23 protein-coding genes and 1 pseudogene are annotated in these 25793 nt (G+C 47.2%); 15 read left to right on the top strand and 9 right to left on the bottom strand.

Annotation, left to right across the window (positions count from 1 at the left end; all coding sequences use genetic code 11):
* Positions 1 to 42: 42 nt before the first annotated feature.
* The 5 genes from hisD to HQRW_RS09225 all read left to right on the top strand — a co-directional run bounded on the left by hisD (position 43) and on the right by HQRW_RS09225 (position 5255).
* A complete protein-coding gene (gene hisD / locus HQRW_RS09200) occupies positions 43 to 1443 on the top strand; it encodes a histidinol dehydrogenase (protein ID WP_394294971.1) in 1401 nt (466 codons plus the stop codon).
* A gap of 326 nt (positions 1444 to 1769) precedes the next feature.
* Positions 1770 to 2135 (top strand): HesB/IscA family protein, encoded by a 366-nt coding sequence (locus HQRW_RS09205; protein ID WP_011571944.1) that lies wholly within the window; start codon positions 1770 to 1772, stop codon positions 2133 to 2135.
* Between the two features lie 345 nt (positions 2136 to 2480).
* A complete protein-coding gene (locus HQRW_RS09215; RefSeq protein ID WP_014556374.1) occupies positions 2481 to 2843 on the top strand; it encodes a DUF7116 family protein in 363 nt (120 codons plus the stop codon).
* Positions 2844 to 3120: 277 nt separating this feature from the next.
* Positions 3121 to 4542, top strand: coding sequence for a bifunctional metallophosphatase/5'-nucleotidase (locus HQRW_RS09220; RefSeq protein WP_014556375.1), 1422 nt, complete (start codon positions 3121 to 3123; stop codon positions 4540 to 4542).
* 299 nt (positions 4543 to 4841) lie between these two features.
* Positions 4842 to 5255, top strand: a complete 414-nt coding sequence (locus HQRW_RS09225) for a universal stress protein (protein WP_011571947.1) — start codon at positions 4842 to 4844, stop codon at positions 5253 to 5255.
* Between the two features lie 332 nt (positions 5256 to 5587).
* On the opposite strand, the gene HQRW_RS09230 is transcribed toward HQRW_RS09225, so the two are convergent.
* Complete coding sequence (locus HQRW_RS09230) at positions 5588 to 6733, bottom strand: mechanosensitive ion channel family protein (RefSeq protein ID WP_014556376.1); 1146 nt, start codon at positions 6731 to 6733, stop codon at positions 5588 to 5590.
* Between the two features lie 392 nt (positions 6734 to 7125).
* Here HQRW_RS09230 and trmB point away from each other — a divergent pair, with 392 nt between their 5' ends.
* From trmB to HQRW_RS09245, 3 genes are all read left to right on the top strand, one after another.
* Positions 7126 to 8187 carry an HTH-type sugar sensing transcriptional regulator TrmB gene (gene trmB / locus HQRW_RS09235; RefSeq protein WP_014556377.1) on the top strand — a complete coding sequence of 354 codons (1062 nt, stop codon included), beginning with the start codon at positions 7126 to 7128 and terminating at the stop codon, positions 8185 to 8187.
* Positions 8188 to 8273: 86 nt separating this feature from the next.
* Positions 8274 to 8702 carry a ribbon-helix-helix domain-containing protein gene (locus tag HQRW_RS09240; RefSeq protein ID WP_014556378.1) on the top strand — a complete coding sequence of 143 codons (429 nt, stop codon included), beginning with the start codon at positions 8274 to 8276 and terminating at the stop codon, positions 8700 to 8702.
* Between the two features lie 348 nt (positions 8703 to 9050).
* A complete protein-coding gene (locus HQRW_RS09245; RefSeq protein WP_014556379.1) occupies positions 9051 to 10598 on the top strand; it encodes a replication factor C large subunit in 1548 nt (515 codons plus the stop codon).
* 100 nt (positions 10599 to 10698) lie between these two features.
* Here the strand turns inward: HQRW_RS09245 and HQRW_RS09250 are convergent, their stop codons facing one another.
* From HQRW_RS09250 to HQRW_RS15595, 5 genes and pseudogenes are all read right to left on the bottom strand, one after another.
* A complete protein-coding gene (locus HQRW_RS09250) occupies positions 10699 to 11433 on the bottom strand; it encodes an amino acid ABC transporter ATP-binding protein (RefSeq protein WP_014556380.1) in 735 nt (244 codons plus the stop codon).
* Complete coding sequence (locus tag HQRW_RS09255; protein ID WP_011571954.1) at positions 11426 to 12280, bottom strand: amino acid ABC transporter permease; 855 nt, start codon at positions 12278 to 12280, stop codon at positions 11426 to 11428. The genes HQRW_RS09250 and HQRW_RS09255 overlap by 8 nt, the downstream gene beginning before the upstream one ends.
* Before the next feature lie 87 nt (positions 12281 to 12367).
* Positions 12368 to 13270: a basic amino acid ABC transporter substrate-binding protein gene (locus tag HQRW_RS09260; RefSeq protein WP_014556381.1), complete on the bottom strand. Its 903-nt coding sequence runs from the start codon at positions 13268 to 13270 to the stop codon at positions 12368 to 12370.
* A gap of 192 nt (positions 13271 to 13462) precedes the next feature.
* On the bottom strand, positions 13463 to 14299 hold the full coding sequence (locus tag HQRW_RS09265) for a COX15/CtaA family protein (protein WP_014556382.1): 837 nt from the start codon (positions 14297 to 14299) through the stop codon (positions 13463 to 13465).
* Positions 14300 to 14523: 224 nt separating this feature from the next.
* Positions 14524 to 14776 (bottom strand): annotated as a pseudogene (locus HQRW_RS15595) (RNA-guided endonuclease InsQ/TnpB family protein); the annotation flags it as partial.
* Between the two features lie 39 nt (positions 14777 to 14815).
* Here HQRW_RS15595 and HQRW_RS09270 point away from each other — a divergent pair.
* Complete coding sequence (locus HQRW_RS09270; RefSeq protein ID WP_014556383.1) at positions 14816 to 15925, top strand: M24 family metallopeptidase; 1110 nt, start codon at positions 14816 to 14818, stop codon at positions 15923 to 15925.
* Positions 15926 to 16041: 116 nt separating this feature from the next.
* Complete coding sequence (locus HQRW_RS09275; protein WP_014556384.1) at positions 16042 to 18288, top strand: NADP-dependent malic enzyme; 2247 nt, start codon at positions 16042 to 16044, stop codon at positions 18286 to 18288.
* Between the two features lie 868 nt (positions 18289 to 19156).
* Here the strand turns inward: HQRW_RS09275 and HQRW_RS09280 are convergent.
* A complete protein-coding gene (locus tag HQRW_RS09280; protein WP_014556385.1) occupies positions 19157 to 19945 on the bottom strand; it encodes a ribonuclease H family protein in 789 nt (262 codons plus the stop codon).
* Positions 19946 to 20242: 297 nt separating this feature from the next.
* Between HQRW_RS09280 and HQRW_RS09285 the strand changes: the two genes are divergently transcribed.
* Positions 20243 to 21166, top strand: coding sequence for a DMT family transporter (locus HQRW_RS09285; RefSeq protein WP_049891920.1), 924 nt, complete (start codon positions 20243 to 20245; stop codon positions 21164 to 21166).
* Positions 21167 to 21312: 146 nt separating this feature from the next.
* On the opposite strand, the gene HQRW_RS09290 is transcribed toward HQRW_RS09285, so the two are convergent.
* Together HQRW_RS09290 and cmk are read right to left on the bottom strand one after the other, a co-directional pair.
* Positions 21313 to 21720, bottom strand: a complete 408-nt coding sequence (locus HQRW_RS09290) for a hypothetical protein (RefSeq protein WP_014556387.1) — start codon at positions 21718 to 21720, stop codon at positions 21313 to 21315.
* A 146-nt stretch (positions 21721 to 21866) separates the two neighbouring features.
* Positions 21867 to 22481: a (d)CMP kinase gene (gene cmk, locus HQRW_RS09295; RefSeq protein WP_014556388.1), complete on the bottom strand. Its 615-nt coding sequence runs from the start codon at positions 22479 to 22481 to the stop codon at positions 21867 to 21869.
* A gap of 231 nt (positions 22482 to 22712) precedes the next feature.
* Here cmk and HQRW_RS09300 point away from each other — a divergent pair, with 231 nt between their 5' ends.
* From HQRW_RS09300 to HQRW_RS09315, 4 genes are all read left to right on the top strand, one after another.
* Positions 22713 to 23372, top strand: a complete 660-nt coding sequence (locus HQRW_RS09300; protein WP_014556389.1) for a DUF1684 domain-containing protein — start codon at positions 22713 to 22715, stop codon at positions 23370 to 23372.
* Positions 23373 to 23490: 118 nt separating this feature from the next.
* Positions 23491 to 23679 (top strand): hypothetical protein, encoded by a 189-nt coding sequence (locus tag HQRW_RS09305; RefSeq protein ID WP_014556390.1) that lies wholly within the window; start codon positions 23491 to 23493, stop codon positions 23677 to 23679.
* A gap of 95 nt (positions 23680 to 23774) precedes the next feature.
* A complete protein-coding gene (locus HQRW_RS09310) occupies positions 23775 to 24107 on the top strand; it encodes an uS10/mL48 family ribosomal protein (RefSeq protein WP_014556391.1) in 333 nt (110 codons plus the stop codon).
* A 55-nt stretch (positions 24108 to 24162) separates the two neighbouring features.
* Positions 24163 to 25515: an amidohydrolase gene (locus tag HQRW_RS09315; protein ID WP_014556392.1), complete on the top strand. Its 1353-nt coding sequence runs from the start codon at positions 24163 to 24165 to the stop codon at positions 25513 to 25515.
* The last annotated feature ends 278 nt before the right edge of the window (positions 25516 to 25793 follow it).

Here is a 25793-nt window from a genome sequence, read left to right on the forward strand (position 1 = left end):
CGGAATATCCTTGCCAACAGACATCGAATTATGGATATGACGGTGACACTCACTACCCGCGAACTTTCAGAACTAACACCGGATGAGCGGGCAGCATTTTTTGATCGAGATGCTGGGGTGGCTGATGCTCGCGCAGGCGCTCGTGATATCCTGGATCGTGTTCGAAACGAGGGTGACGTGGCGCTTCGTGAACTTGCCCGCGAACACGACGATGTCGAGGTTGGGACAATTAATGTGACCGATACTGCAGAACGAGCATATGATGACATTGATGAGGCAGTTCGTACATCACTCGAGACAGCAGCCGCGAATATACGCGCGTTTCATCAAGAGCAGATTCCAGATGACTGGCGACATACATATGATGAGGACCACCGCGAGCTAGGGCGTCGATTTCGTCCACTCGACCGGGTTGGCGTATACGCTCCTGGTGGAACCGCAGCGTATCCATCAAGTGTCTTGATGGGTGTTATCCCAGCTATCGTCGCTGGTGTTGAACACGTCGCGCTTGCAACGCCACCAGGAGACCCAGTTCATCCAGTGACGCGTGCAGCTGCTCATATTGCGGGTGCAGATCGAATTTACGCTGTTGGTGGCGCACAGGCTGTTGGAGCACTTACATATGGGACTGAGTCAATTGATGCCGTACAGAAGATTGTTGGACCTGGCAATCGGTGGGTCACAGCGGCGAAGGCAGAGGTTCGAGGTGATGTCGATATTGATTTTCTTGCTGGTCCCTCAGAGGTTCTCGTGATTGCTGATGAGACTGCAACGCCTCAGTATGTTGCTGCGGACTTGCTTGCACAGGCTGAGCATGACCCAAACGCGTCAGTCGTCGCTGTCACCGATGATCAAAAAACTGGTGAGGCAATTGTCAAAGCAATCGAAACTCAAGTGAATGCTCGAGAGCGCTCAGATGTTATTATAGAAGCACTTGAACAGGCCGCATCAGGTGTCATCGTCACTCGATCCATGTCAGAGGCAATTGTGTTCGCCGAGGAATATGCTGCAGAGCATCTCTCAATTCAGGCTGCAGATGATGAAGCAATTCTTGATCGAATTAAGAACGCAGGAAGTGTGTTCTTAGGCTCGCATACACCAGTAGCAGCCGGTGATTATGCTTCAGGAACAAACCATGTGCTTCCGACTTCTGGTGGCGCGCGTCAACATGGCGGGCTGTCTGTCGACACGTTCCTCCGGTCAACGACGGTTCAGCGTATTGATGAAATAGGATTGAACCGCCTGGATAAAACAATCCAAACACTCGCAACAGCAGAAGGACTTGAGGCGCATGCTGAGAGTATTCAAGTCCGGACCGGACCAGCCGATGTCAAAGCTGAATCAGAATCGACAAACGAACGCGGTGGTGACGCGGATACCGATGACAATGAGCCAAAAGACACGACTGACCACGGTGTCACGACCACTGAGTCGAGCGAATAGCAGTTTTTACCACTGTGATTATTATTGTTCGAGATAAGACGTGCCAAGCGGCATTTTAAATCTGAGCGCGGATTCGCAGATAACTATTCGCATTATCAACCACTGAGAAGATCCACTGGTTCCCAGAGGACATGAATATCGATGATATGGAGATTGCAACAATCGCAACCTCATCATCAACGGTCAAAGACTGTGTATAGCTGCCTGAGAAGACCGCTCACATACAGCGTTCGGCGAGCGCCAACAGTATCGAAACCACAGATGACCCATGATATGAGACTAATGATAGCGTCACCATTAACTCGGTAGATATGGTATCATAAATCATGAGTGCCGAGACAGATGATGCGGGTGGTGAAACAACTGTAACGATTACTCAACAAGCGGCGTCTGAAGCTATCCAATTGATTGAGTCAGAAGGTCTTGATACCGACAAGGCAGGCTTGCGACTGTTCGTTCAACAAGGCGGTTGTGCAGGATTATCCTATGGGATGCGGTTCGATCATGAGCCAGAGCCTGACGATGCAATTGTTGAACAAAATGGATTACGTGTGTTCGTTGACCCCGCAAGTCAAAATTATATTGGCGGGTCAAGACTACAGTATGAGGGCGGACTGCAAGGCGCCGGCTTTCATGTTGACAATCCGAATGTTGTCAGTGAGTGTGGATGCGGTGAATCATTCCGAACATAGTGTGCCGCGAGAACGACACTGACTTTCTTAGCTAACCAAGATTATCGTAGCAATTGACTGTTGAGACGCCTCTGTTTACATACGTAACTGGTCTGGTATTAGCATTCGATAGCTGTATTGAGGACCTCATATTGAGTTCGTGGATCACGACGCACGCAAACGTGATACCAATGTAATGGTATTTCGAGACAGACTTGATACTCAATATCCAGTATATTACTGTTCCACCCGTCCATGATACCGGTAGCATCGGTCCTCGTATACTCAATTGTATCAAAAGGATGCGTTGCGACCGTGATAATGTGTGACAAATTTTATATTCAACGGTAGTATATGTATTATTGTATGCCCACTGTTAGCACGCCTCTACTAGAGGAGGCCCAGGCAATATTCGCACGTCTTGGGTACAGTGTGTCGGGCGACGGATCGGAGTTCATCGCTGAACGGAAATGGCGAAGTGTCCACGTGACAGTGCTTCGTTCCGGCGCGACACTAAGTAATAAACGCGCACGAACAGATGGCGGCACAGTATCAAATCAGTGTCAACTGCGATGCTTTGTCGCTCCCAAGACTGAGACCACACTTATCAAAGAGCGACTCACAGCGATGAATCCTGAGTATGAGTGGGCGATTATGGGTGTTGAGTCCAATGAGGATGGAAAGGGACATACAGATAAATATGATGTCATATTACCGGAGACAAACTAGCAGGATATAGCTCATGTCATAAAAAGCGTCTTATTAATCGAAGGGGCGCATCCGTGGTACGATGTTAACATCTATGTAGTCTTAAACAGGTCACTAGGTCACTGTGAACTCACCCCGAGGCAGTCGTCTTGTACCGTCTGCACATATTGTGTCCTTGACTCCTTCTCAACAGATTCGTATATCGATTCTATTGAATAACGACGAAGACCCTCTCTGACAGATTCAGTGTCGATGCGTACCGACGAATATTTTCGCGCTGGTATCTCATCACCACGAGATGCCGCGATTGCTTCAGTACTCGGATGTTGAGAACGTCTTTGACAATCCACGCCAAGCAGGACGCCTTGCTGGAGCGATCAGGACTCGGAATGATGATCACACAATTATCTGCGGGACCGGAGATAATACCGCACCGGGCGTCCTTGCATTAATTGACCGTGGGCAACAGGCGTTAGAATTATTCGAAGCGATCAATACGGATGTTGAAACATTCGGAAATCATGATTTTGATTTTGGAATCGAAGCCATACAGTCGATTGTCGCAGCAAGTCCACAGACGTGGGTATCAACAAATATCTATCATCAAGATGATGATGGAACCGCTGGGGAGCGGTTTGCTGCGAATGATTCCGTTCCAACAACAATTGAATCGGTAAATAAAGAAACGGTTGGATTTATTGGCGTGACAGACCCGGCGACGCCATCATTGAACCCAATGGCTGATGAGCTCTATTTTACCGATCCATATAATGCAGCAGAAAAAGCAGTTGGAACACTTCAGGCGGCTGATGTCGATCATATTGTTGCGCTTTCGCATCTCGGAAGTGGGGATGATAAACTCGCTCGACAAACAGATATTGATGTTATCCTTGGCGGACATCTCCACACGAAAAGACATGAATGGGTCGATGGAACACTCTGCGTGCGACCAGGTGCGGGTGGCAAGACAATTACCGAAGTGACACTCAACAACGGAGATATCACTGCAACACAGCATGAGACAGCTACTGCGCCACTGGCAGATGATGTTGTTTCAGCGCTCCAGGGTCGGATTGACGCTGCAGGGCTTGATCAAGTCGTTGCGCATACCTCACAGCCACTTGAGCGGACTCACAGTGACGTGTTTGCAGGTGAATCACGAATTGGAAATTTTGTCGCTGATGCATATCGGTGGGCGCTTGACACTGATATTGGACTACAAAATAGCGGTGGAATCAGAAACGGTCCAGCATTGAGCGGCGATATCACAACTGCTGATCTTATGAGCGTCGTTCCATTCAATGAGCATATCGTCTGTGCAGAAATAACTGGGGAAACGTTACGTGCAGTGTTGCGTGAATCAGCCGCATCAGTCGTCGACTTTGGTGAACCGGGATGGTGGCACAGTCATCTTTCAGGGGCGAGAGTTGTATGGGATGAGGATGCTGAAACAATACAGGCAGCTTCTGTTGATAATCAACCGATTGCTCCTAGGCAGTCATATACGCTTGCGACATCAGCATATGTGCTACACAGCGATCATGAGTTCCCAACGCTCACTAATCATCACCGTGTTGGTGAAGGTGGGATTCAATTTGAGATTCTGATAGAGTATGCTCGCGAGCAAGGAGTTGACGTAGCAGTTGAGGGGCGTGTCAAACGAATTGGGTCATCTGATAGTCAGTCTGCATCGCAGAGTCCGAGCGCCACTACTGATTGAACTTCACAGCATACTATTCAAGTGAATTAACCCAAGGCGATTGCATTCACCGGTAGTAAATGATGCCAGTCCATACAGATCAGGATCTCCACAACCGTTATCAAGAAATTAAAGAGATGGTATTATGTGTGAATGCAGTTAATTACAGATCGATTTAGTATAATGGGTGTGTTGTTTGACTCTGATATCTCTGCCTTTGGATTAAACTGTGAGATGAATCAATGATTCCATATTTCAACACTGTGGTCATTGTTGCAAGTGAAAACGTTCAGGATGCGTGAGAGAGTCTACATCAAATGATGACGCGTGTGGTTGTGCCGGTTCGATATCCGTTGACAGAGCACTCGCGGGCAACACTTGCTGAGGCTATCTCAATTGCAGGTGAGCAAACTGCAGAATTAACTGTTCTTCATGTTGACCTGTATCAGCAAGGTGATGATGTTAGTCGTGCAGAATTAAAGCGTGCTGTTGAGGCTGCTTTCGGTCCCATTGAGCGGGCACGTTATGTCGTTCGGCGCGGATTTCTTGTCGAGGAGACTATTCTTGAAGAAGTAGCAGCAGATAACGCTGACATCGTTGTCATTGGCTCAAAACAAGTAAGTCGATGGCGACAGATGCTTCGACGAGTGATTGATGAGCCTGATATCGAGTCGTATTTGAAAGAAAAGCTTGAATGTACTGTGACTACCGTTAGACATAATAATATTGGGTAAGCTACTTTCTACCGAAATAAAACGTTGGTGACTCAGGCTTCGGGCGGATGGACTCTTTTGATCGAATAACGCCTGTGTACTTAACATCACCGTGACTACATATTCAAGAGCACTTTATAGAGTATACATGATAGCTTCGGCGAAGAACTATTACGAGCTATCTGGTGAGCGTTCGATTTTCAGCCCTTGGATTTTATATAAGTGAGCGAAGGATCTCAAAAACTAGATGACCCTATTTGTGAAGATGTTATCACTCTTGTTATATGCGTATATGCGTGATTGAATCGGCTAACTGAGAATATGAACCAGATCTTCATGAATATACATGTCGGTTATTCAGCTTGAGTATCGGTGCTTATGTCTATATTTGAGTTCATATCATCATTTTCACTTTCGTGTGTATTCGTTTCCGAGGTGGTTGGTGATTTACCACCGGCTGGACCGGTCTTAACAGTTGCATCAAGAGATCCGCTTGTGTGATCAAAAACAAGATGTCGGTGGGGATATGCAAACTCAAGTTCTGCTGCATCCTCATGGAATCGCGACCAAATAGCATCTGCAACGTCGGATTCAGTCGCTTGGAGCCTATATGGTCGGACAACCCAATATCGAAGTCGGAGCACAATCCCATCATCTCCAAATGAATCAAGAAATACAGTCGGACGAGCTGGATATCGAGCATTCCCAACACGAATATCAGGACCGCCCTCAATGACATCATCAATGCTTGCCGCAGCGCGTTGAATCAATTCGCGGGCTCGTTCAAGATCAGACTCATAGGTAACAGCAATATCAAGTGTCTGTCGGACACGTTCATCTTCTGCTGAGAAGTTTGTCACAAGCTGTTCGCGAATAGATGAATTTGGAACCACAAGAAAGGTATTATCAAGTGTAAATATCTTCGTGTATCGGATTGTGATATCGTCAATAAATCCACGCCGTCCATCATCAAGTTCAATCATATCACCAATCTCATATGGCTGATCGGCAAGAATAAACAATCCATTGACAATACTCCCCGCAATTGGTGCAAGAACAATACCAAGAACTGCAGAAAATACAGTCACCGACAAAACAATATCACCAACTTGTAATCCAACAATGCTCGCTGCAACCGCAACGGTAAATAGAACAATACTCAGGCGAACAAGGCGAAGTGCTGTCTGTGCAACACTTTGTCGTTGAAACCGCCGAGCGACCTGACGTCCGATCAGGCGGGTGATATATCGTGAAATGACAATACCTACGATAACAACGGCGAGTGCGACCACCCATCGCCATCCTGGAAACTGAATCCACTGTGGTATCACGTTTGCAGGCGATATATTCGATGATCCCGACGGTGTCGGTGTCTGCGTTTGAACTGGCAACAGAATCTGTGTCAGCAGCAATATACTAGATGGACTCATAAACACCGGTGATTCCAGTAACAACAGATACTCAAATATATCCTTTCCTGGCACAACAACGGATACCATGTCGATAATCACATACTGGCGGTTGATTATACATCATCGGTAGAAACCACAGCCAATCATGAATCGGTCCGCTGTCTTCGGATATGATACAACCCTGATGATAAGCCCAAATCAGGAGTTTCTAGAGTAGATCGATTCCGACAATGCATTGAGATATTATATTATCCTCAATGACAGTATTTAATCCTTACAGGCTATGTCTCCTTTCTCAACTCCCCGCCGAATGACCGGTAGGAGTAGATATGGAGGAGATACAAGTCAAATACACAATCTAATACGGGGATATTAACAGAGGACCGTATCTGTATATCGGATTTCGGATACAGAATTATGAATATGATGCTACTCGAAATATAGTAAATAGTAAGTCATTTCAGATAAGATATATTGGCATGCCAGAAGACTTGTATGTGACTATGGAGCAAGTGGGCGAGCGATTCAATCTTGGTGAATATGAGATTGACGCATATCTTGCAGTGCTTGAACACGCCCAATTGACTGCCTCTGAGATTGCAGACCAGACCGAAATCCCACAACCACGGGTTTATGATACCGTTCGGAGTCTCTCTGATCGTGGACTTGTCGAGTTACGCGAATCACGACCGATGAAAATTGTCGCTGTTGATCCTGATGACGCCTTTGAGAATGTTCAAACGTCACTTGATGAGTTAATCGCCGAACTTGAGGCTCGATATACCGCCCCAGCACGAGATACCGAAGCTGTATCGCTCGTTAAATCGCGGTCGACAATTCTTCGATACATTGAGGAAATAATTCATAATGCTGAGTATGAGCTTGTGCTCTCACTTACCCCAGAGTTACTCAGGCGATTCCATGATGACCTTGCAGTTGCGATTGATACAGGAGTCAGTATCGATCTGCTCATAACGCCGCTTTCGCGTGCCCCCAATCCATCAGAATTCGATTATCTTGAGGTTGCAACAGTCACTCGAGCACGCCGAGGAATTACAACACCTGTGCTTGCAGTTGCAGATGGCAATTACTCAATTTATGCAACACAGGACGCGCTTCGGGATGACCGTGACCGATATGGTGTCATTTTCAATCGTTCTGCGCTTGGATTCCTTGTATCGGGCTTCTTTGGGACGGTGCTTTGGTCAACGGCTGAGACACTTGCGGATGATGGTAAACAGCGACCATTCCCACGCCGATATGCATCAATTCGCCGCGCTGTCAAAGATATTCGTGAACTTGAGGGAACATTCTATGCGTCGGTGTCAGGTCGCGATGTTGAAACAAGCGAGCCAATTGTCGCTGAAGGTCGGGTCATGACCACAACATTCGAAGAGACAGAAGAAGTAGCAGCAATCCGGCTTGAAACCGAGGATGACGTCGTCGATATCGGCGGACTTGTTGCAGCACTTGAGGATATCGAAGCCCAACAGGTTGTTCTTGATCGCAATGGAATACCTAATCGCACACAGTTTGAATGAGAGCATTAAAATTCCATAACTCAGTATAACTGGATGCACTTTTTCGACACAAGAGATATATATTCAATCTCAAAATATCAAATATAGTGTCAAAACAAACCGTTCGCTTCCCCGATGAGGTCGTTGAATCAGTCGAGTCACATGTGAGTGATGACGAGTTTACCAGTATGTCGGAGTTTCACCGATTTGCGATTGAGCACTTATTGTGTCAACTTGATACCGAATATGAGCCGGTCATTCAAGAATACGATGAGATCGAGCGCTCAACGGTGTACACTGGAGAAGCAGCCGCGTCACAAGGTGTGGGACGAGCGGATGAAAGAGGTGAATTTCTTCAGACAGCTGGTCGTGTCCGTCAGTACGCACTTCGCGGTGATATTGAAACAGCATATGATCTCATTGACAACCGATATGAACCGAGTAGCCCAATGGCGATGTTCCTTGATTTGATCGTTCGGGGTGCCGCAGGGATTCACTCATCCGCAGACAATCACCCGTCATTACACTCAGAGTGAACTACTCCATACAATTGAGTGAAGTGAAAATTTATACTCTCTCCATATTCTAGATATTTTTCAGCTAAAATTGAGGACAGGATATCTTTTTTACTTACTAACAGGAGTGAGTATGCTAGGTGATTTAATATCCGATACCATCTTGTGCATCCTACTCGTTGTATCTATAGATATGGCTCGCTCGACAGATTCTCATATGAGGTTATTCCGGTCATCGAATAGTAGTTCGCACTGCCGATATCCGTCTCATATCTTGTGGGTCTCTGATGATTCACATTGTGTTCGCTCTGTTTATATGATCGGCAATCAAGAAGGGTTGGAGTCTCCTTATTCCTCCATCATAACAACATGACTGACTGGACCGAGCGATACCGGCCAACGACATTATCTGCGGTCCGGGGGAACAATGCTGCCCGCGATGAGTTCATTGAATGGGCAGAATCTTGGGATGATCATCATGAGTCAGTCGTGCTTCATGGTGCACCCGGAGTCGGGAAGACCTCAGCCGCACATGCACTTGCAAGCGATATGGGATGGGAGACCGTCGAGCTCAATGCGTCAGATCAACGAACGAGTGATGTCATCGAGCGACTTGCCGGACGAGCAGCAAAAAATGCGACACTCGCCGGTGCTGCAAGCGGAACCACAAGCACTCGGCAATTGATTATCATGGATGAGGCTGATAATATACATTATCAGTATGATCGCGGAGGTAAGCAGGCTGTCACGACTCTCTTGAAGGATGCGAATCAGCCGATTGTCCTTATCGCGAATGAGTACTATGATATGTCAAGAGGACTCCGTAATGCCGCTCAAGACATCGAGTTTCGCGACATTTCTGCACGCTCGATTGTCCCTGTCCTTCGGAATATCCTTCGGAAAGAAGATATCGAATTTGAGGAAGCAGCGCTCAAGCAGATTGCTGAGGTGAACAGCGGCGATCTCCGTGCGGCGATCAAAGATCTACAGACGACTGTCGAGGGCAGCGATCGCATCACTGTTGATGATGTCAAAACAGGTGGTCGTGATCGGGCAATGGGTCTCTTCTCGTTTCTCGATAGCGTATTAAAGGAGGATGCGGCTGAGGAAGCACTTCAGAACTCATACGATGTTGATGAAACCCCCGATGATCTCCTGAAGTGGGTTGAAGATAAAGTGCCACTAGTATATGATGACGCTGAGCTGGCGCGAGCTTACGAATTTCTCTCGAATGCAGACATCTGGACAAATCGCGTGTATGCGACTGATTACAATTACCGTTGGTGGCGGTATGCAACTGATAATCTCGCTGGGGGTGTCGCAGCCGCTCGTGAAACACAACGAGGAGGATGGACACGGTATGGTGGTGCTCCATACCGTTCGACACGTGACGCAACTCGTGATACAGTGGTACGTGAGGTTGCGAAGACGGGTGGATTTTCAATGGCAACAGCTCGTACAGCGGTAATACCGTTTCTGTCTGCAATCACGCATTTGTGTAAACCACGATCCCTCACTGTCGGTATGGCGGCATGGTATGAACTTGATGAGGCTGGCGTATCCTATATTACAGGAAGTGGTGAAACAACAAAGAAAGTCGCTTCAATTGTTGAGGATGCGGCTGAGCGTCGATCGGAAGCGGTTGAGGCACACGCCGGGAGTGCATTTGCTGAAACAGAGACAGAAGAGAAGACCAACTCTACCGGAAATCAAGACTCTGGTGTGGACGTACAGTCTCACAAGAGTGCTGAAAGTGGAGATGATACTGTCACAACAGCCAATACTCCTGCAGAAGACCATGCGCAATCAGGAGCCAGCGAGACAGCCAGTGCAACGGAATCAGCATCTGACTCGGATGCAAGTACGGATACAGACGCTGATGATGATGGTCAGGCTGGTCTTTCAGAATTCATGTGATGGGTTGTCTAACCCGAGGGGCGAGATGCTAATCGATGGTGATTTTACTCGATCTATCGATAAGCGAGTATTGATAGACTGAATCGCACGGAAAGAGAGACTACAACAATTTAGAGAGGAATTGTTTTCCGCGCGTTGTTGATGGGTTTTCAAAGAATGATGTCGGGGAAGCACTCTCGACAATTCGACCATCAGCCATCAGCACAACACGATCGCCAACCTCGCGAGCGAATCCCATTTCATGAGTAACAACCATCATTGTCATCCCATCACCCGCGAGATCCCGCATTACACCAAGTACCTCTCCAACAAGTTCCGGATCAAGCGCGCTTGTCACCTCGTCAAAAAGCATTATTTTCGGCTCCATCGCAAGCGCACGAGCAATCGCGACACGCTGTTTCTGCCCACCAGATAACTGATTTGGATATGATGATGATTGCTCAAGTAGACCAACTTCATCAAGTAAATTCTCAGCGCGCTGTGTTGCCTCCTTATCAGGAATGTTTTTTACCTTTCGTGGTGCGAGAGTGATATTTTCGAGTGCCGTCTTATGAGGGAACAAATTGAATGATTGAAACACCATTCCGATCCGCTGGCGAAGTCGGTTGACGTCAGCATCCACTGCTGAGATTGATTGTCCATCAAGCCGTATCTCACCATTTTGGATTTCCTCAAGCCGATTGGCACATCGAAGTAAGGTTGATTTTCCTGAACCAGAGGGACCAACAATGACACAGACTTCGCTGGTGTCAATATTCAGTGTAATATCCTTCAAGACGTGCGTTTTTCCAAAGTATTTATCAATGTCATCAAACTGCAATACGGCATTATTCATTCGTATCACCACCCCAGTCAGCACGTGTTTCAAGATACTCAACAAGTCGCCCCATCGGAACAGTGATTGAAAGATAAGCAATTGCCACTAGTAAGAGCGGTGTCCATGGATCAAATGTTGCACTATTGACATCGCGGAACTGTTGGATAAGTTCCGGAATTGCAATGACAGTGAGTAACGACGTATCTTTTACTAAGATAATCTGATCATTACCAATAGCTGCAAGCGCGTTTCGCCATGCTTGTGGGATAACAACCTCACGCATCGCTTGGACATATCCCATGCCGAGTGACCGCGCAGCCTCCATTTGACCGTCTGGTACCGCACCAATACCGCCACGAACTGCTTCACCAACATACGCGGCATGATTGAGCGTCAGTGAAAGTATCGCTGTTGGAAGTCCCCACCCCTGGATTGGAAACGTTCCTGGCCAGAGGGTTGGGATACCGAAATAAATCACAAAAATCTGAAATAATAGTGGTGTTCCGCGAAAGAACTGAACGTATGCTGCTGAAATTCCTCGAGTGATATTTGTTTTTGAGACACGAGCCAATCCAACAAAAATGCCTGCAGTAACAGAGAGCACACTGCTGGCGACAACAATCCCGAGCACAAGTCCATATGCGCCAATGAATTGCGGGAGGATTGTTGGGATTAGTCCATAACTAATCTGTGATGTAAGGATATACGTGAGTAACAGAATAATACCGAGTGCGAAGAGACTCGATACTGCAACACCAACGCGTCTAAGGACAGTATCATCGAAAAATCGATCATCTGCAACAACTGTTTGTGCATCCGTATCTGTCTCTGTGTCTGAAGTCGCGCCTGAGTATGAATCAGCCATTATTGAATAGCAACAAGAACGTATGTGGTGAATTCGAGTGTGTGTCGTAAATTATGTCTAACGAACCGACAAGTCAACGTTTGTCTATTACCCTGAGAAGTACTCTGAGTAGATTTCGTCGTATGTGCCGTTATTCTTAATCGTCGCAAGCGCCTCATTTACGCGCTCAAGGAATTCGCTATCATCTTCTCGGAATGCAATACCATAATTTTCGACAGTCAGGGTTAGATATGGGGGCGCATCTTGACCGGCTTCAACTGCAGCACCCTCACCTTCGATAAACTCAATATTGTCTTCTTGACTGGCAAATTCGGCATTCACTGTATTATCATTGATCACTGCGCTGACCTGACCGTTTTTAAGAGCCTGAAATGCGGCAGGAATCTGATCATATCGGTTTAATTCAATATTTCCATCAAACTCGGATTGAAGTTCCTCTGCAGCGTTTGCACCAGTTGTGCCCTTTTGAACACCGACAACAGTACCCTCAAGATCTCCGCGTGAGCTAATTGAACTATCTGCTCGAACAATGATGGTTTGATACGCCGTGAAATACGGATCGGAAAAATCAACCTTCTCATCGCGGGTATCATTGATTGTCATTGCCGACATGATAATTCGGAAGTTACCGTTATTTAACGATGGAATAATCGAATCGAAGCTTGTTGGTTTGAACTCATAATTGACACCAAGTTGATCTTCAAATACTGCTTGCGCAATGTCAACATCAAATCCAGTCAATTCGCCGCTCGTTGTCTCATACTCGAACGGTCGATATGGGATATCGGAGCCAATAACAACATTTGAGGGAACGACTGACTCTGCAGTTGCGGTTTCTGTGTCTGATACTGTATCAGTAGGTGTATCTGTCCCGGCTGAAGAGTCAGCAGTAGCCGTTGACTCTGATTCAGAATCTGATCCTGTACATCCCGCAATAAGGCCGCCAGCAATAACACCAGCGCCAGATTTTATGTAACTACGTCGGTCCATACTACCGTTCGATATTTTCCAGGACTATAACAAAGCATCGGTTCAGCAGATAACAATTCAATTCGAGCCCACACTTATATACAATCTCTCGAACAGTCGATGAACAACTCAATACTAACGTTAACATACACGGGTCTGATTGTTATATCAAAAAATAAATATCACTACCTGACACTATGAGTGTATCTGTGGTCAGTCACCACCAGGAATACCGCGGGAAGGTGGATGTGTATCTTTTCTTCGAAGGGTCACGACCGCACCAATAGTGAGGGCAAGAATAAACAAACTGCCTCCCATCGAAAGATACTGCAGCATACCGGCATAGACCTGTCGTCCGATAATAAGTAACCCAATCATTGTCGCCGCCGCAAGGCTGGCTGTCATGCGCACACGCCATGCCGAATTGGAGTCATTAACCACACTGGGTGCCCATGCTCCGATGGTAATAACTGCTGTATAGATCATCAGTCCAACTGCATAGTAGACTGACTGAACAGTTGGGTCAAATATGATAAACGCATGAGGTGTCAGCAATATAAGAATTGGAGTGGCAACCATCGCGAGTGTTCCGATTCGGAAGAGAGTAGATCGATTAATCACAGGTTGACTCCAAACGGTCGCAAGCACAACTCCGGTGAAGATCAATGAAGCCGTAAGAAAGTGTGCTGTTAAGATTACCCACTCATACGTCGTGACGGTCAGTGCTCCAAGGATAATTTGTGATGGTAACAACACTGTTGACCCAGCAAGCGCAATTCGGATGCGTCGCTCAATCCTGCGTCGCCATGCTGTCACGGTTGTCCCAAGAATAATAATTCCAGTTATCATCGCAACGAATCGATGGAACCATTCGATGAAACTGCTCCAATTTGCTGGGAAAAGGCCAAGATAGCCGTCACAAAACGGCCACCGACCCGCACATGTTAATCCAGCACCCGCGGCCGCAGTGTAGACGCCAAGCACCATCAACACTCCTGTGAGAAGCGTTGATGCGGCGATAAGCCGGCGAAGCCGTATGTCAATGCTCATGCGCGGATGTGTGAACTGCAGTTACTTGAATTGCTCTTTCGCTCCTGATATACAGCGGTAATTAAGCCATCGATCATTGATGATGTGCGACTCGCTGTTGTGCTGGTGCTGGTGCTGGTGCTGTTGTTATTGATATATCTTTTTTGATCACTCAGCTGACCTAGTTGACATCCTCTCCGCCCTGAACGGCGAGGATTCCCGACCGCAGTTGGGATATTAGGGTAGGGTTTGCAGTCTACCACTTGTTCCTGCGGTTGGAATCCGCTGGACAACCTGAAGGGAGACTCCGTGCTGTGCCAACCAACCGGCACTCCTATGCCCACCCAAATCAGGTGAAGACTCAGAGTTACTTTCGTCGGTAATCTCGAGACGGATGTTTTCCGCCCCATTCACATCAGCGGTGAACGCATCATCGTGTTCGTCACGAACGTACAATCCCCGTTCGACACGCTGACTCTCTTCCTTCCTACCACAAATAACCGATATATTTCAAACAGATGCACCAATGATGATTGTATGAACACGGATCAACTCAACCATCGTCAAGACAGAATTGAGGCGTTTCTTAATACTGAATCAATCGATGCCGTCTGGTTTGCACGTCCACAAAATTTCACATGGATAACAGGTGGGAGTAATGTTGTCGATCATACTGCCTCGATCGGTGTTGCCGCTGCTGGATATACACGAAATGATGGATTCGTCTGTATCACCACCAACATTGAGGCAGAGAGACTCCGTGCAGAGGAACTTCCCGATGAATTCACAGTCATATCTTATGAGTGGTACGAACAATCACTCAATGCTGCTGTCGCCATGTACACACCAACAGCGAGTGTAGCGGACTTTGATTTACCAGGTGCCAAACAGACCGCGGGGGATCAACTCCGCCGACCGCTTGCAGCGAGCGACATACAACCGTATCAAGAGGTATCCCATGAAGTCGCAATCACGATTGAGCGGGTGGCAAAAGAGATTGAGCCAGGTGATACAGAACAGGAGGTGGCAGCAGCACTCAACGCTACACATGCTGCACGTGGTATCAACACACCCGTTATTCTTGTTGGGAAGTGTGACCGTGTATCAACATGTCGACATTTTATCCCAACAATGGCGACAATTGACTCATGTGTGACGATATCAGTGACAGCAGAGCGAAACGGACGTCATGTGAGTGCAACGCGAACAGTAGCGTTTGAGGAATCAATACTGAGGAGACTTCGTGAACATCATGACATGGCGATGCGTGTTGAGGTAACAGCACTGGATGCGACTCGAGAAGCAGCACGGAATGATGGAACTGCAGCTGATGTATTTGATGCCATCAGTGACGCATATGAGACACTTGGAGAGTCAGACGAATGGCGCCAACACCACCAGGGGGGTGCAACGGGATTCATGGGTCGAGAGTGGATAGCAACGCCTGACAGTAACGAAAAAATTGAGTCACCACTCGCATACGCGTATAACCCAACTGTTCACCGGGCAAAATCAGAAGATACAGCATTGCTTATCGATGATACCATAGAAGTGGTCTCAACGACTGATAACTGGCCAACGCAGCGTGTTACCTCCTGTCAAAGTTCGTTTGGAATTGACCAACATAAAGTGCTTGATGCGAGTTAACTCTTCAGGGATTTCGCTATTTGAGAGAAATCACTCATTTTTGAGTATATTGTTCGTTATCTGTCGAAATACGCTTCGACAGTCACCTTTTTGAATCCTGGCTTCGTCCGGCGAATATGGGATTAGAAGATGACGCGCGTGATTATCATCGCGAAGACCCATCTGGCAAACTTGAGATTTCAACGACAAAGCCGACAAACACACAGCGTGATCTGTCTCTTGCATATTCACCCGGGGTAGCGGCGCCATGTCGGGATATTGCTGAGGATTCCACCCGCGGGTACGAATACACTGCAAAAGGAAATCTTGTTGCTGTCGTCTCAAATGGGAGTGCTGTGCTTGGACTTGGCGATATCGGTGCACAAGCATCAAAGCCAGTGATGGAAGGTAAAGGTGTACTGTTCAAACGGTTTGCTGATATTGATGTATTTGATCTCGAACTTGATCTGGCAGACCCAACAGATATCATCAATTCAGTCAGTGCAATGGAACCGACATTTGGTGGAATAAATCTTGAGGATATCAAAGCACCCGAATGCTTTGAAATCGAATCACAGCTTCGAGAAGAAATGGACATTCCGGTATTCCATGATGATCAACATGGAACGGCAATTATCTCAGGCGCTGCGTTATTGAACGCTGCTGATATTGTCGGTAAGGATCTGTCTGAATTGAATATTGTCTTTTCAGGTGCTGGCGCCTCAGCAATTTCGACGGCGCGATTTTATCTTTCACTTGGTGCGAAAAAAGAGAATATTATTATGTGTGACTCAAGCGGTGTGATTAGCTCCGACCGTGAGTCGCTCAATAGATATAAATCAGAGTTCGCAGCAGATGTTCCTGCCGAAACGCTTGCAGAGGCGATGGAGGGAGCAGATGTTTTTGTTGGTCTGTCCGTCGGAGGGATTGTCTCAGAAGAAATGATTGCTTCAATGGCTGCAGATCCAATTGTTTTCGCAATGGCAAACCCCGATCCCGAGATTGGATATGTGGAAGCCAAAAACGCTCGGGATGATACCGTTGTCATGGCAACAGGTCGATCTGATTATCCAAATCAAGTGAACAACGTTCTTGGATTTCCGTTTATTTTCCGTGGAGCACTCGACGTTCGCGCAACTGAAATTAACGAAACAATGAAACGTGCTGCTGCTGAGGCACTCGCCGACCTTGCTCGTCAAGATGTCCCTGATGCTGTTGTGAAAGCATATGGTGAGCAACCACTGCAGTTTGGTCCCGAGTATCTCATTCCAAAGCCGGTTGATCCCCGAGTTCTTTTTGAGGTCGCACCAGCAGTGGCACAGGCGGCTATTGAGTCAGGATGTGCAAGGCGTGATATTGATACTGACATCTATGAGGAGCAACTTGAGGCCCGTCTTGGAAAATCCCGCGAGATGATGCGTGTTGTCTTGAATAAGGCAAAGTCAAATCCAAAACGTGTTGCACTCGCAGAGGGACACGATGAGAAAATTATCCGAGCAGCCTATCAGATGCATGAACAAGGGATTGCACAGCCTATTCTCGTTGGTGACAAATCAGAGATTGTCGCCACGGCAAGTGAACTTGGGCTCGAATTCGGTCCTGAAATTGTTGATCCAAGCGATGAAACATGGGACCATTACACCGATAGACTCTATGAACTGCGTCGTCGAAAAGGAGTAACTCGAAACGAAGCAGAAGAACTCATCAGTGGCAATAGTAATTATTTCGCGAGTGTCATGGTTGAACAGGGTGACGCTGATGCGATGTTGACTGGACTCACTCATCACTACCCATCAGCGCTTCGTCCACCATTACAGGTAATCGGAACCGCACCCGAGGCAGACTACGCCGCCGGTGTGTACCTTCTTACCTTCAAAAATCAAGTTGTATTTGCTGCCGACACGACAGTCAATCTCGCACCGGAAGCAGATGTTCTCGCGGAGATTACCAAACATACTGCAAGTCTCGCCCGTCGATTTAATATCGAGCCCCGAGCAGCAATGCTCTCATACTCAAACTTTGGGAGTGTCGAAAACGACGGGACGAAGAGACTGCAAGATGCTGTTACATCATTACATGATGACCCTGCAGTTGACTTCCCGGTCGATGGAGAGATGCAAGCGGATACTGCAGTTATTGAGGATATTCTCACAGAAACATATGATTTCTCAGACCTCGATGAACCAGCGAATGTCTTGGTCTTTCCAAATCTTGAAGCCGGAAATATTGGATATAAATTACTTCAACGACTTGGTGGTGCAGAGGCAATCGGTCCGATGCTTGTTGGCATGGACAAACCCGTTCATGTACTCCAGCGTGGTGACGAAGTCAAAGATATCGTGAACTTAGCTGGCGTTGCTGTTGTTGATGCACAAAACGATTGATAATCTAGAATAAAACTTTACGATGAAGACGAACCCGACTAATATGCTGGTGGTCGGCAATTGACATCCTCCTCCGGGTTCACGCGGAGGAATCCCGAGCGGTGGGAGTTTCAGGTTTAACACTCCCACCCCCACCGAACAACCAGCCAGTGCGAATCTGAAGGGTTATTCGCGGTCTGAGACGGGGGCGGGTTGGACTGCTGGCGGTGCCAAGCCGCCGGTACTCCTACTCCTATTCTCGACCATGTACGGCGTCCAAGCGCAAGCGTTGTTTTTGCCGCAGGGACGCCGGCAGGCGTTAGCAAACTCGGAGTTACTTTCTGTGGTGTTTTCAAGCAGTCGGGCACTGCAACTGCATCTGCATCGGTTCATTATAGGAACCGACCGTTCACCAGACTGGTTCCGATGATTGTCTTATTGCTTGGGGCGGACAGGCCGCCATCGTCGGACTGGCGGGAATCGCTCTGTTTCCAACCGATTCCTGTTTTATCGCGTGGTTGCCTGTAATTTAAACGTGTGTATTTTGAAATTTGAATCGAGCGACGACAGTCGGATTTTGGAGGGCGTGACGGCGCGTATCCACGGCCTGTAATGCTCCTGAAAACTTATTGAGGAATTCAATTCAAAATCTTGGCATAGAGTAGCTGCTGATACTGCTGCATAGGACCGATGGTTCAAAATGTTTCATGAAGTACTAAAGGCCGTGGTATTGCGCCTGCTCAGCATATAACGAAGATTGACTCAGTACCAGTTTTTTTGATCAAAATGAGGTGAGAGACATACTCTCTGGTATCAGTGAAATATTATCAGTGAATAGTGAACTAGGAAATAGCCAGTATCGGATGACAAGATGACGGGTTGTAGCAGATTAATCACTCGCGTATCCACATCCATCAAAACGTGATGGTGGTGGAATATCATCATCGCTGTCATTGCTATCGGTATTATAAGACCGTCTATCTGTGGCTGTACGTGTCGATGCTGCTGACTCTGTTTGCGTGCGTCGTTGGCGTCGTTGTCCTCGTTGTCGTTGTTGGTCGTGTAGTGATTCCGACGGAGATGTTTGTTGCACACTGATACAGTCTGAGGTGTACGGTACGTTTGGAATAATACACCGCTCTTTCCGACGATTGACATGATCGTACTCATGCGGTGTATTCGCTAGTGGATGAGCCGGGTTTTCACGACCATCAATACGAGCTGCGCGAAGTGATCCAAAGCCAGCAATCCGAGCGCGAATTCCTCGCCAATGGTGCTCGCTTCCAGGGGGAACACAGCATGTATCAACAGGTCGCCACTCAGGATCCCCCGCAGCAAGAACCTCACCATTCACTGTTGCAGCAAGATCGTCATGATCGACAAGAACGCCAACACGAATGTCTGCTGGAGCACGCGCTGCAAGAACGTCAAGTCCAAGATGAAGCGCGCGATATTCAGCGACATTGTTATCCGGCGCAACATCAGAAACAGATACTCGCGCAACGCGCGTTCCATCGCGTGTTTCAATGACAGCACCAAGTCCGCCACCGTTACGACGGTATGACCCATCAGTCGCAACATAAAAATGCCGATGATGTGTCTGCGGTGGATGAGCAATGTGGGGTGTTGGTGAGTCATCAAACAGGTCACGGAGCGTTTGCCGGCCATACGCGCCCATAAATGTATTTAGTGAGTGAGTAATCATAAATATATTGTCGAAACAAAAATGAATGACTCCGGTTCGGTTCTCGAAAATGGGAAACTAATCAAAAAGTGATATTATGATTGGTTTTCATTGCTCAGAAACTAACTGTGGCGGATGGTGAGTGCCTAGTGTTTGGCGTTGAGCTACATTTGGTATCGCCCGCGGTATGAAAAGCAGTCTCTCAATCGAATCGAATAGACAATTATCTATGATAATAAATACTAAAATAAAACGCATAATGTTTAGACAGTCGCCCACATGAGAATACCGGTGAGACGGTATCGAACAATTGGATTGTTTATTATTCTTGCAGGCGCATGGGGCTCGGCATTTATGGCTATTAAGGCTGGCTTACCGTATATTCCACCAGTCCTCTTTGCAGCATTACGATACGATATTGCTGGTATCCTCATGCTCGGATATGCATTAGCGCAAACCGACCAACCGGTCCCACAAACACAATCAGGATGGGCAAGCGTCGGCGCTGGCGCAATACTGATTTTTGCCGGATATCATGCGTTATTATTTATTGGTGAAACCGACCCAGCAGTCACCTCTGCGGCTGCCGCGGTCATTGTCAGCCTGAGTCCGATGCTTACGACTGGATTTGCTCGCGTCTTCCTTCCAACGGAGCGACTTACTCTTGTTGGGTTTTTTGGCGTGGTCCTTGGTCTCATTGGCGTTATTGTGCTCTCATCGCCAGATCTGCAGAACATTGTTGCTGGCGGGGCTGTTGCGAAGTTACTCATCTTCGCCGCTGCAACTGCATTCGCACTTGGCTCAGTGTTAACACGTCGACTTGATGCGAACCTGCCAATCGAGACAATGGAAGCATGGTCGATGCTTGGCGGGGCAGCACTGATGCATGGTGTTAGTCTTTTATTGGGTGAATCATTCACTGCGATTGAGTGGACGACGGAAGCAATCCTTGCTTTAGCATATCTCGCAGTTGTCGCAAGCGCGCTTGGATTTCTCATTTACTTCCGACTATTAGAGCAACTGGGGGCGATTGAGATTAACCTCGTTTCATATGTCGCACCGATATTTGCAGCCTTAGCTGGGTGGATTTTCTTGAGTGAGATCCCGACAATAGCGACGGTTATCGGGTTCATAATCATCTTTATTGGATTCACGCTTCTGAAACGGGATGCAATCCGTGATGAACTCCCACAAATTCGTCAGGCACTCAATTAACGATCCCCAATTGATTTTTCATGAGCCAATGATCAGAGTAACATACAGACGCACTCATTATCCGGAAAGATACCCTCTGTGAATGATGTGGAGTAAAGCGCTCAAATGAGTATATTTACCACAATAGAAAATGGGGCTACTGTGAGTCAGTCTTCCGTATTGACTTCATTGATGTCCTCTGGGTCAAGTGTAATCTCATCAGTTGCTTCAGTTGTTGATTCGGTACTAGCTTCGTTTCCGTTATCAGGAGTGCTATGAGTGTCATCAGTATTATTCTGGTCAACTGCTTCAACTCGAAGCACCTCACCAACAAATGTCCATTCATCCGAAGAGTCGCTGCGACGCCCAGCGATGACTTCTTCCCCATCATCGCTCGTCATGAATCGATACGGCGTTTCATCATCGATGCGATGTCCCTCACCTTGGAATTCTGCTTGAAAGAACTCGGCGTTATGTATCTCAAAGACACCTGAGCTTCCATCGGATAAAAATAACCGAACAGGCGCCGGAGAGATCGTATCAATCTGTTTCGCCACCGGGTTCAGTTCAGCCATTGTCTATTGATACATTTGTTATCGATTCAAAAATTATTGTCGGCTATGCAGTGAGTAAATGATAATTATAGTGTGTATAATTCAAATGTCACCGTCGACAATGACGCGCATATCACTGGTGGAAAAAAGACAATACTGTTAATCAATTATACCGCGACGTCATCAGTCTTGAATGCGCCCTCGTCATCAGTTGGCTCGTACTCATCAATCGCGGTCAATACCATCTCAAGCGATGCATCCTTACCCCATCGTGCAGTATTAATTGAGAGGTCATAGAACGACTGATCAGTGACATCGATATTATAATATGATTTATATCGACCAGCCTCACTTACCTCTCGAACGCGCATTTCAGCTTCCATTTCATCGCGGTCACGCGTCCGCTCAACACGGACTTCATCTGGTGCATCAAGCCAGATACGAAGATCTGCGCGGTTACCAGCAAGCCATCCAGCGAGACGCGCCTCAAGTATGAATGGGTTGTTTGCTGCACCCCATTTTTCCGCTATTGTGCGAAGTCGACGATCAAGCGCGCGGTCAATCTCATCAGTCTCGTCGGTTTTCGCAATGAGTTGCGATAGCGACATCCCTCGTTCATCAGCAAGATCTCGGAAAATGTCTCCACCAGAGACGTATCCACAATTAAGCGCCTCTGAAAGCCCATCACAGAGGGTTGTCGCACCACAACCGGGCGGTCCGGAGACTGTAATGAAGAGATTACTATCAACTGACCGCACGGTTGAGGTACTCTTGTCTGTCATGATACCTGAGGATTCCCGTCATCGCAGAAAAACCCGCGGAAATAAATACGACAAATGTAAAATGTCCAATATGAAATTTATTAGTTTGATATATAGATATATGTGTATAAATGTCATATCTTGAATCCAATTTGATTGGCACATCTCCTGCGTATATCCACTAGTTAGATGATCACTTTTGATTGCGATCGCCACTCGTTACCGGGTTGATCAATTAAACCGAATATACCGATGAGCAACGATAATTTATCACATGCCGAGTACATCGCTGAATTGCGCGCCAACCGAGATGAAAAAGACGATTTCTTTAATTCACATTCACAATCACCACTCTCAGATAATGCACGTGAAACATTTGATGGGCTATCATACTTCGACGCGGACCCATCATGGCGTGTCACAGCAGTAACTGAGACGCTTGCTGTTGACCCTGATAATAAAAAGAGCACAGTCACTGAGAGTAACGGACAACAACAGGACTCATCGAAGGATGTGGTCTATGAGCCAGTTCCAATGGAGACCTCGACCGGTGAGACAGTCAGGTATGTCCGTGTCGCCAAATTCCAGTTTGAGCGGGGAGACACAACACATCAACTCATTGGCTATCGACAGCGCCCAGATGATCAAGATGAAGCATTGTTTGTTCCATTTCGCGATAAAACAACTGGGCAGGAAACATATGCTGGTGGACGATATCTTGAGTTACATCCAAACAAGCCACTTGCTGATGGCTCAACAGTTATAATTGACTTCAATCTTGCATATACCCCATTCTGTGCATATAATAATGCCTTCTCGTGTCCACGTCCGCCAGAAGAAAACTGGCTTGATATTCCTGTGCGTGCTGGTGAACGTGACTGGACCGGAGATACAGCGATGTTCACTGAGTGAAATATGACAATTAATGAAACTACTTATGTCCCAAAATAGAGTATATATAAATTAATACTGACATTTCTAAAGCTAAGAAAACACAAACACCATATTCGCTCATTCGCATTCCCTCTGTATGGGATTCCTCAGTAACCGACGAGTACTCATCGGTGCAGTATTTATGATTGTTGGGACAGTCCTTCTGCTACCAGCAGTATTACCAAATATCGGAGAGTTGTTCACGTATGCACTTCTCCCCGGAGCTGCACTGCTCATATATGGAACATGGCTTGTTGGAACCTCAGAGAGTGGTCCGGCAGTATGAATGCGTGACACAATGATCACCAGGCTGGTGCGTTCTGAAATAGCGCAATAGGTGTTCTTTTCAGTGTTGCTGCAAATTATATCGACAGTATATCGATGACATTTATCACAAAACTTAGTTTTCAATCCGGCGACCGGTATGTGCTCGAAAAGGAGGTTTCAAATCTTAAAACACTCCTTGAAAGAAAAGGTGCTGAGTGCAAAGGTCCACATGCCGACCCACCGAAGGAGATAGTCGTCCCACAGTATCGACAACTTGCCCCAGGTAATCGCTTCAATTCATGGCAGTATACTGTTTACGCGCGCCATCTCGAAATTCATGGGAATGATCATATTGCCCGTGAAGTCGGACATATGGATTTTCCGGACAGTATTCATGTTGAGATTGAGCTTGAACAGCGAAAACCGGCTGGTCACAAACAGTCATAGTTGATTCGAGCATTAAAGCCTGATAATTAAGTCTCTTGACTGCACAATATTTGCGATGACACGTGCTGAGTTAGTAACACTACGCCGCGACTTACATCAACATCCTGAGCCTGCATGGCGAGAGTTTTATACAACGGCTCGTCTGGTCGACGAATTAGAAACTCGTAATCTTGATGCGATTTATATTGGACCTGAGGTGCTCGGTGGTGAGAGGCGGGGCGTGCCCGATGATAATGAATTATCCACATGGCGTGCTCGTGCAAGAGAAGCAGGCGCTCGAGAAGATGTGCTTGAACGACTCTCTGGCGGACGGACGGGCGTCTGTGCAGTTATCGAGTGTGGTCCTGGACCAACAGTCGGGCTTCGAGTAGATATCGATGGGCTTCCAATCACTGAATCGACCAGTGACGAGCATCGTCCGGTAAGTGAGGGGTTCCGCTCGGAAATGGACGGGCATATGCATGCCTGTGGTCACGATGCCCACGCTGCAATTGGCGTTGGTGTTCTTGATGAAATTATTGAGACAACCAGTCCAAATAATAAGGATACACAGAATCGAAAAGACGATGTTGATATTGATGGGGAAGCCAGTGGAGATACTGAGTTTACGGGAACACTGAAGATATTTTTCCAACCTGGTGAGGAACAAATCGTCGGCGGGAAGCCAATGGCGACGTCTGGGCGTCTCGACGATGTTGACGCACTTTTTGCTGTACATGTTGGACTTGACCATCCCTCAGGTGAGGTCGTTGCTGGAATAGACAATTTCCTTGCTGTTTCTCATTTCGAAGCGGAGTTCACTGGAATACCTGCACACGCAGGTGCCCGACCAGCGGATGGTAATAATGCGGTTCAGGCGATGGCAACTGCCGTGCAGAATCTCTATGCAATCCCAAGACATACAGATGGTGCAACTCGGGTCAATACAGGTGTCGTTTCTGGAGGAACAGCAACCAATATTATTCCCGAACATGCAATGATCAAAGGCGAAGTTCGTGGGGAAACAACAGAACTGATGGAGTATACTGAGTCGAAAGCAACACAGGTGCTTGAATCAGCAGCAACAATGCACAATTGTGAGGTTGAAATTACCACAGCAGGGAGGGCACCGTCTGCGGCGAGCGATAATATGCTTGCAGATATCGTTGCCACAGTCGCGAAAGATGCTGATGATATTGACTCAATTATTCGATCTGATGATCTTGGTGGAAGCGAAGATGCGACATTCCTCATGCGACGGGTACAACAGCACGGTGGAGTAGCAGCGTATATTGGAATTGGAACGGATCATCCCGGTGGTCATCATACAGATACATTTGATGTCGATGAAGCATCCATTGGTCACGGCGTCGAAATCCTGACAAACTCGATCATTACAGCTGAAAATAAATTACAAAAATCAGGATGAATCGAACAATTGTCCACTGGACATCCTCCTCCGCCTGAAGACGGGAGGAATCCCACGGCACCGCACCGCACCGCTTCGCTGGGTTGGGAGTGTCAGCTTTGGCTCTGGCTCTGGGTTTGGGTTTGAGTTTGAGTTTGAGTTTGGGTTTACAGACTCCCAATACTAATACCAAGCCAGTCCACCGTTGGAATCGGTGTGTGACCGGTCACTGCGCAATCTCCAGGGAGTACCACATCTCCGCCCCCAGTACTCCTCTCTTCACCCAAGGCGAAGTCCCT

Source organism: Haloquadratum walsbyi C23, assembly GCF_000237865.1.
GTDB lineage: Archaea > Halobacteriota > Halobacteria > Halobacteriales > Haloferacaceae > Haloquadratum > Haloquadratum walsbyi.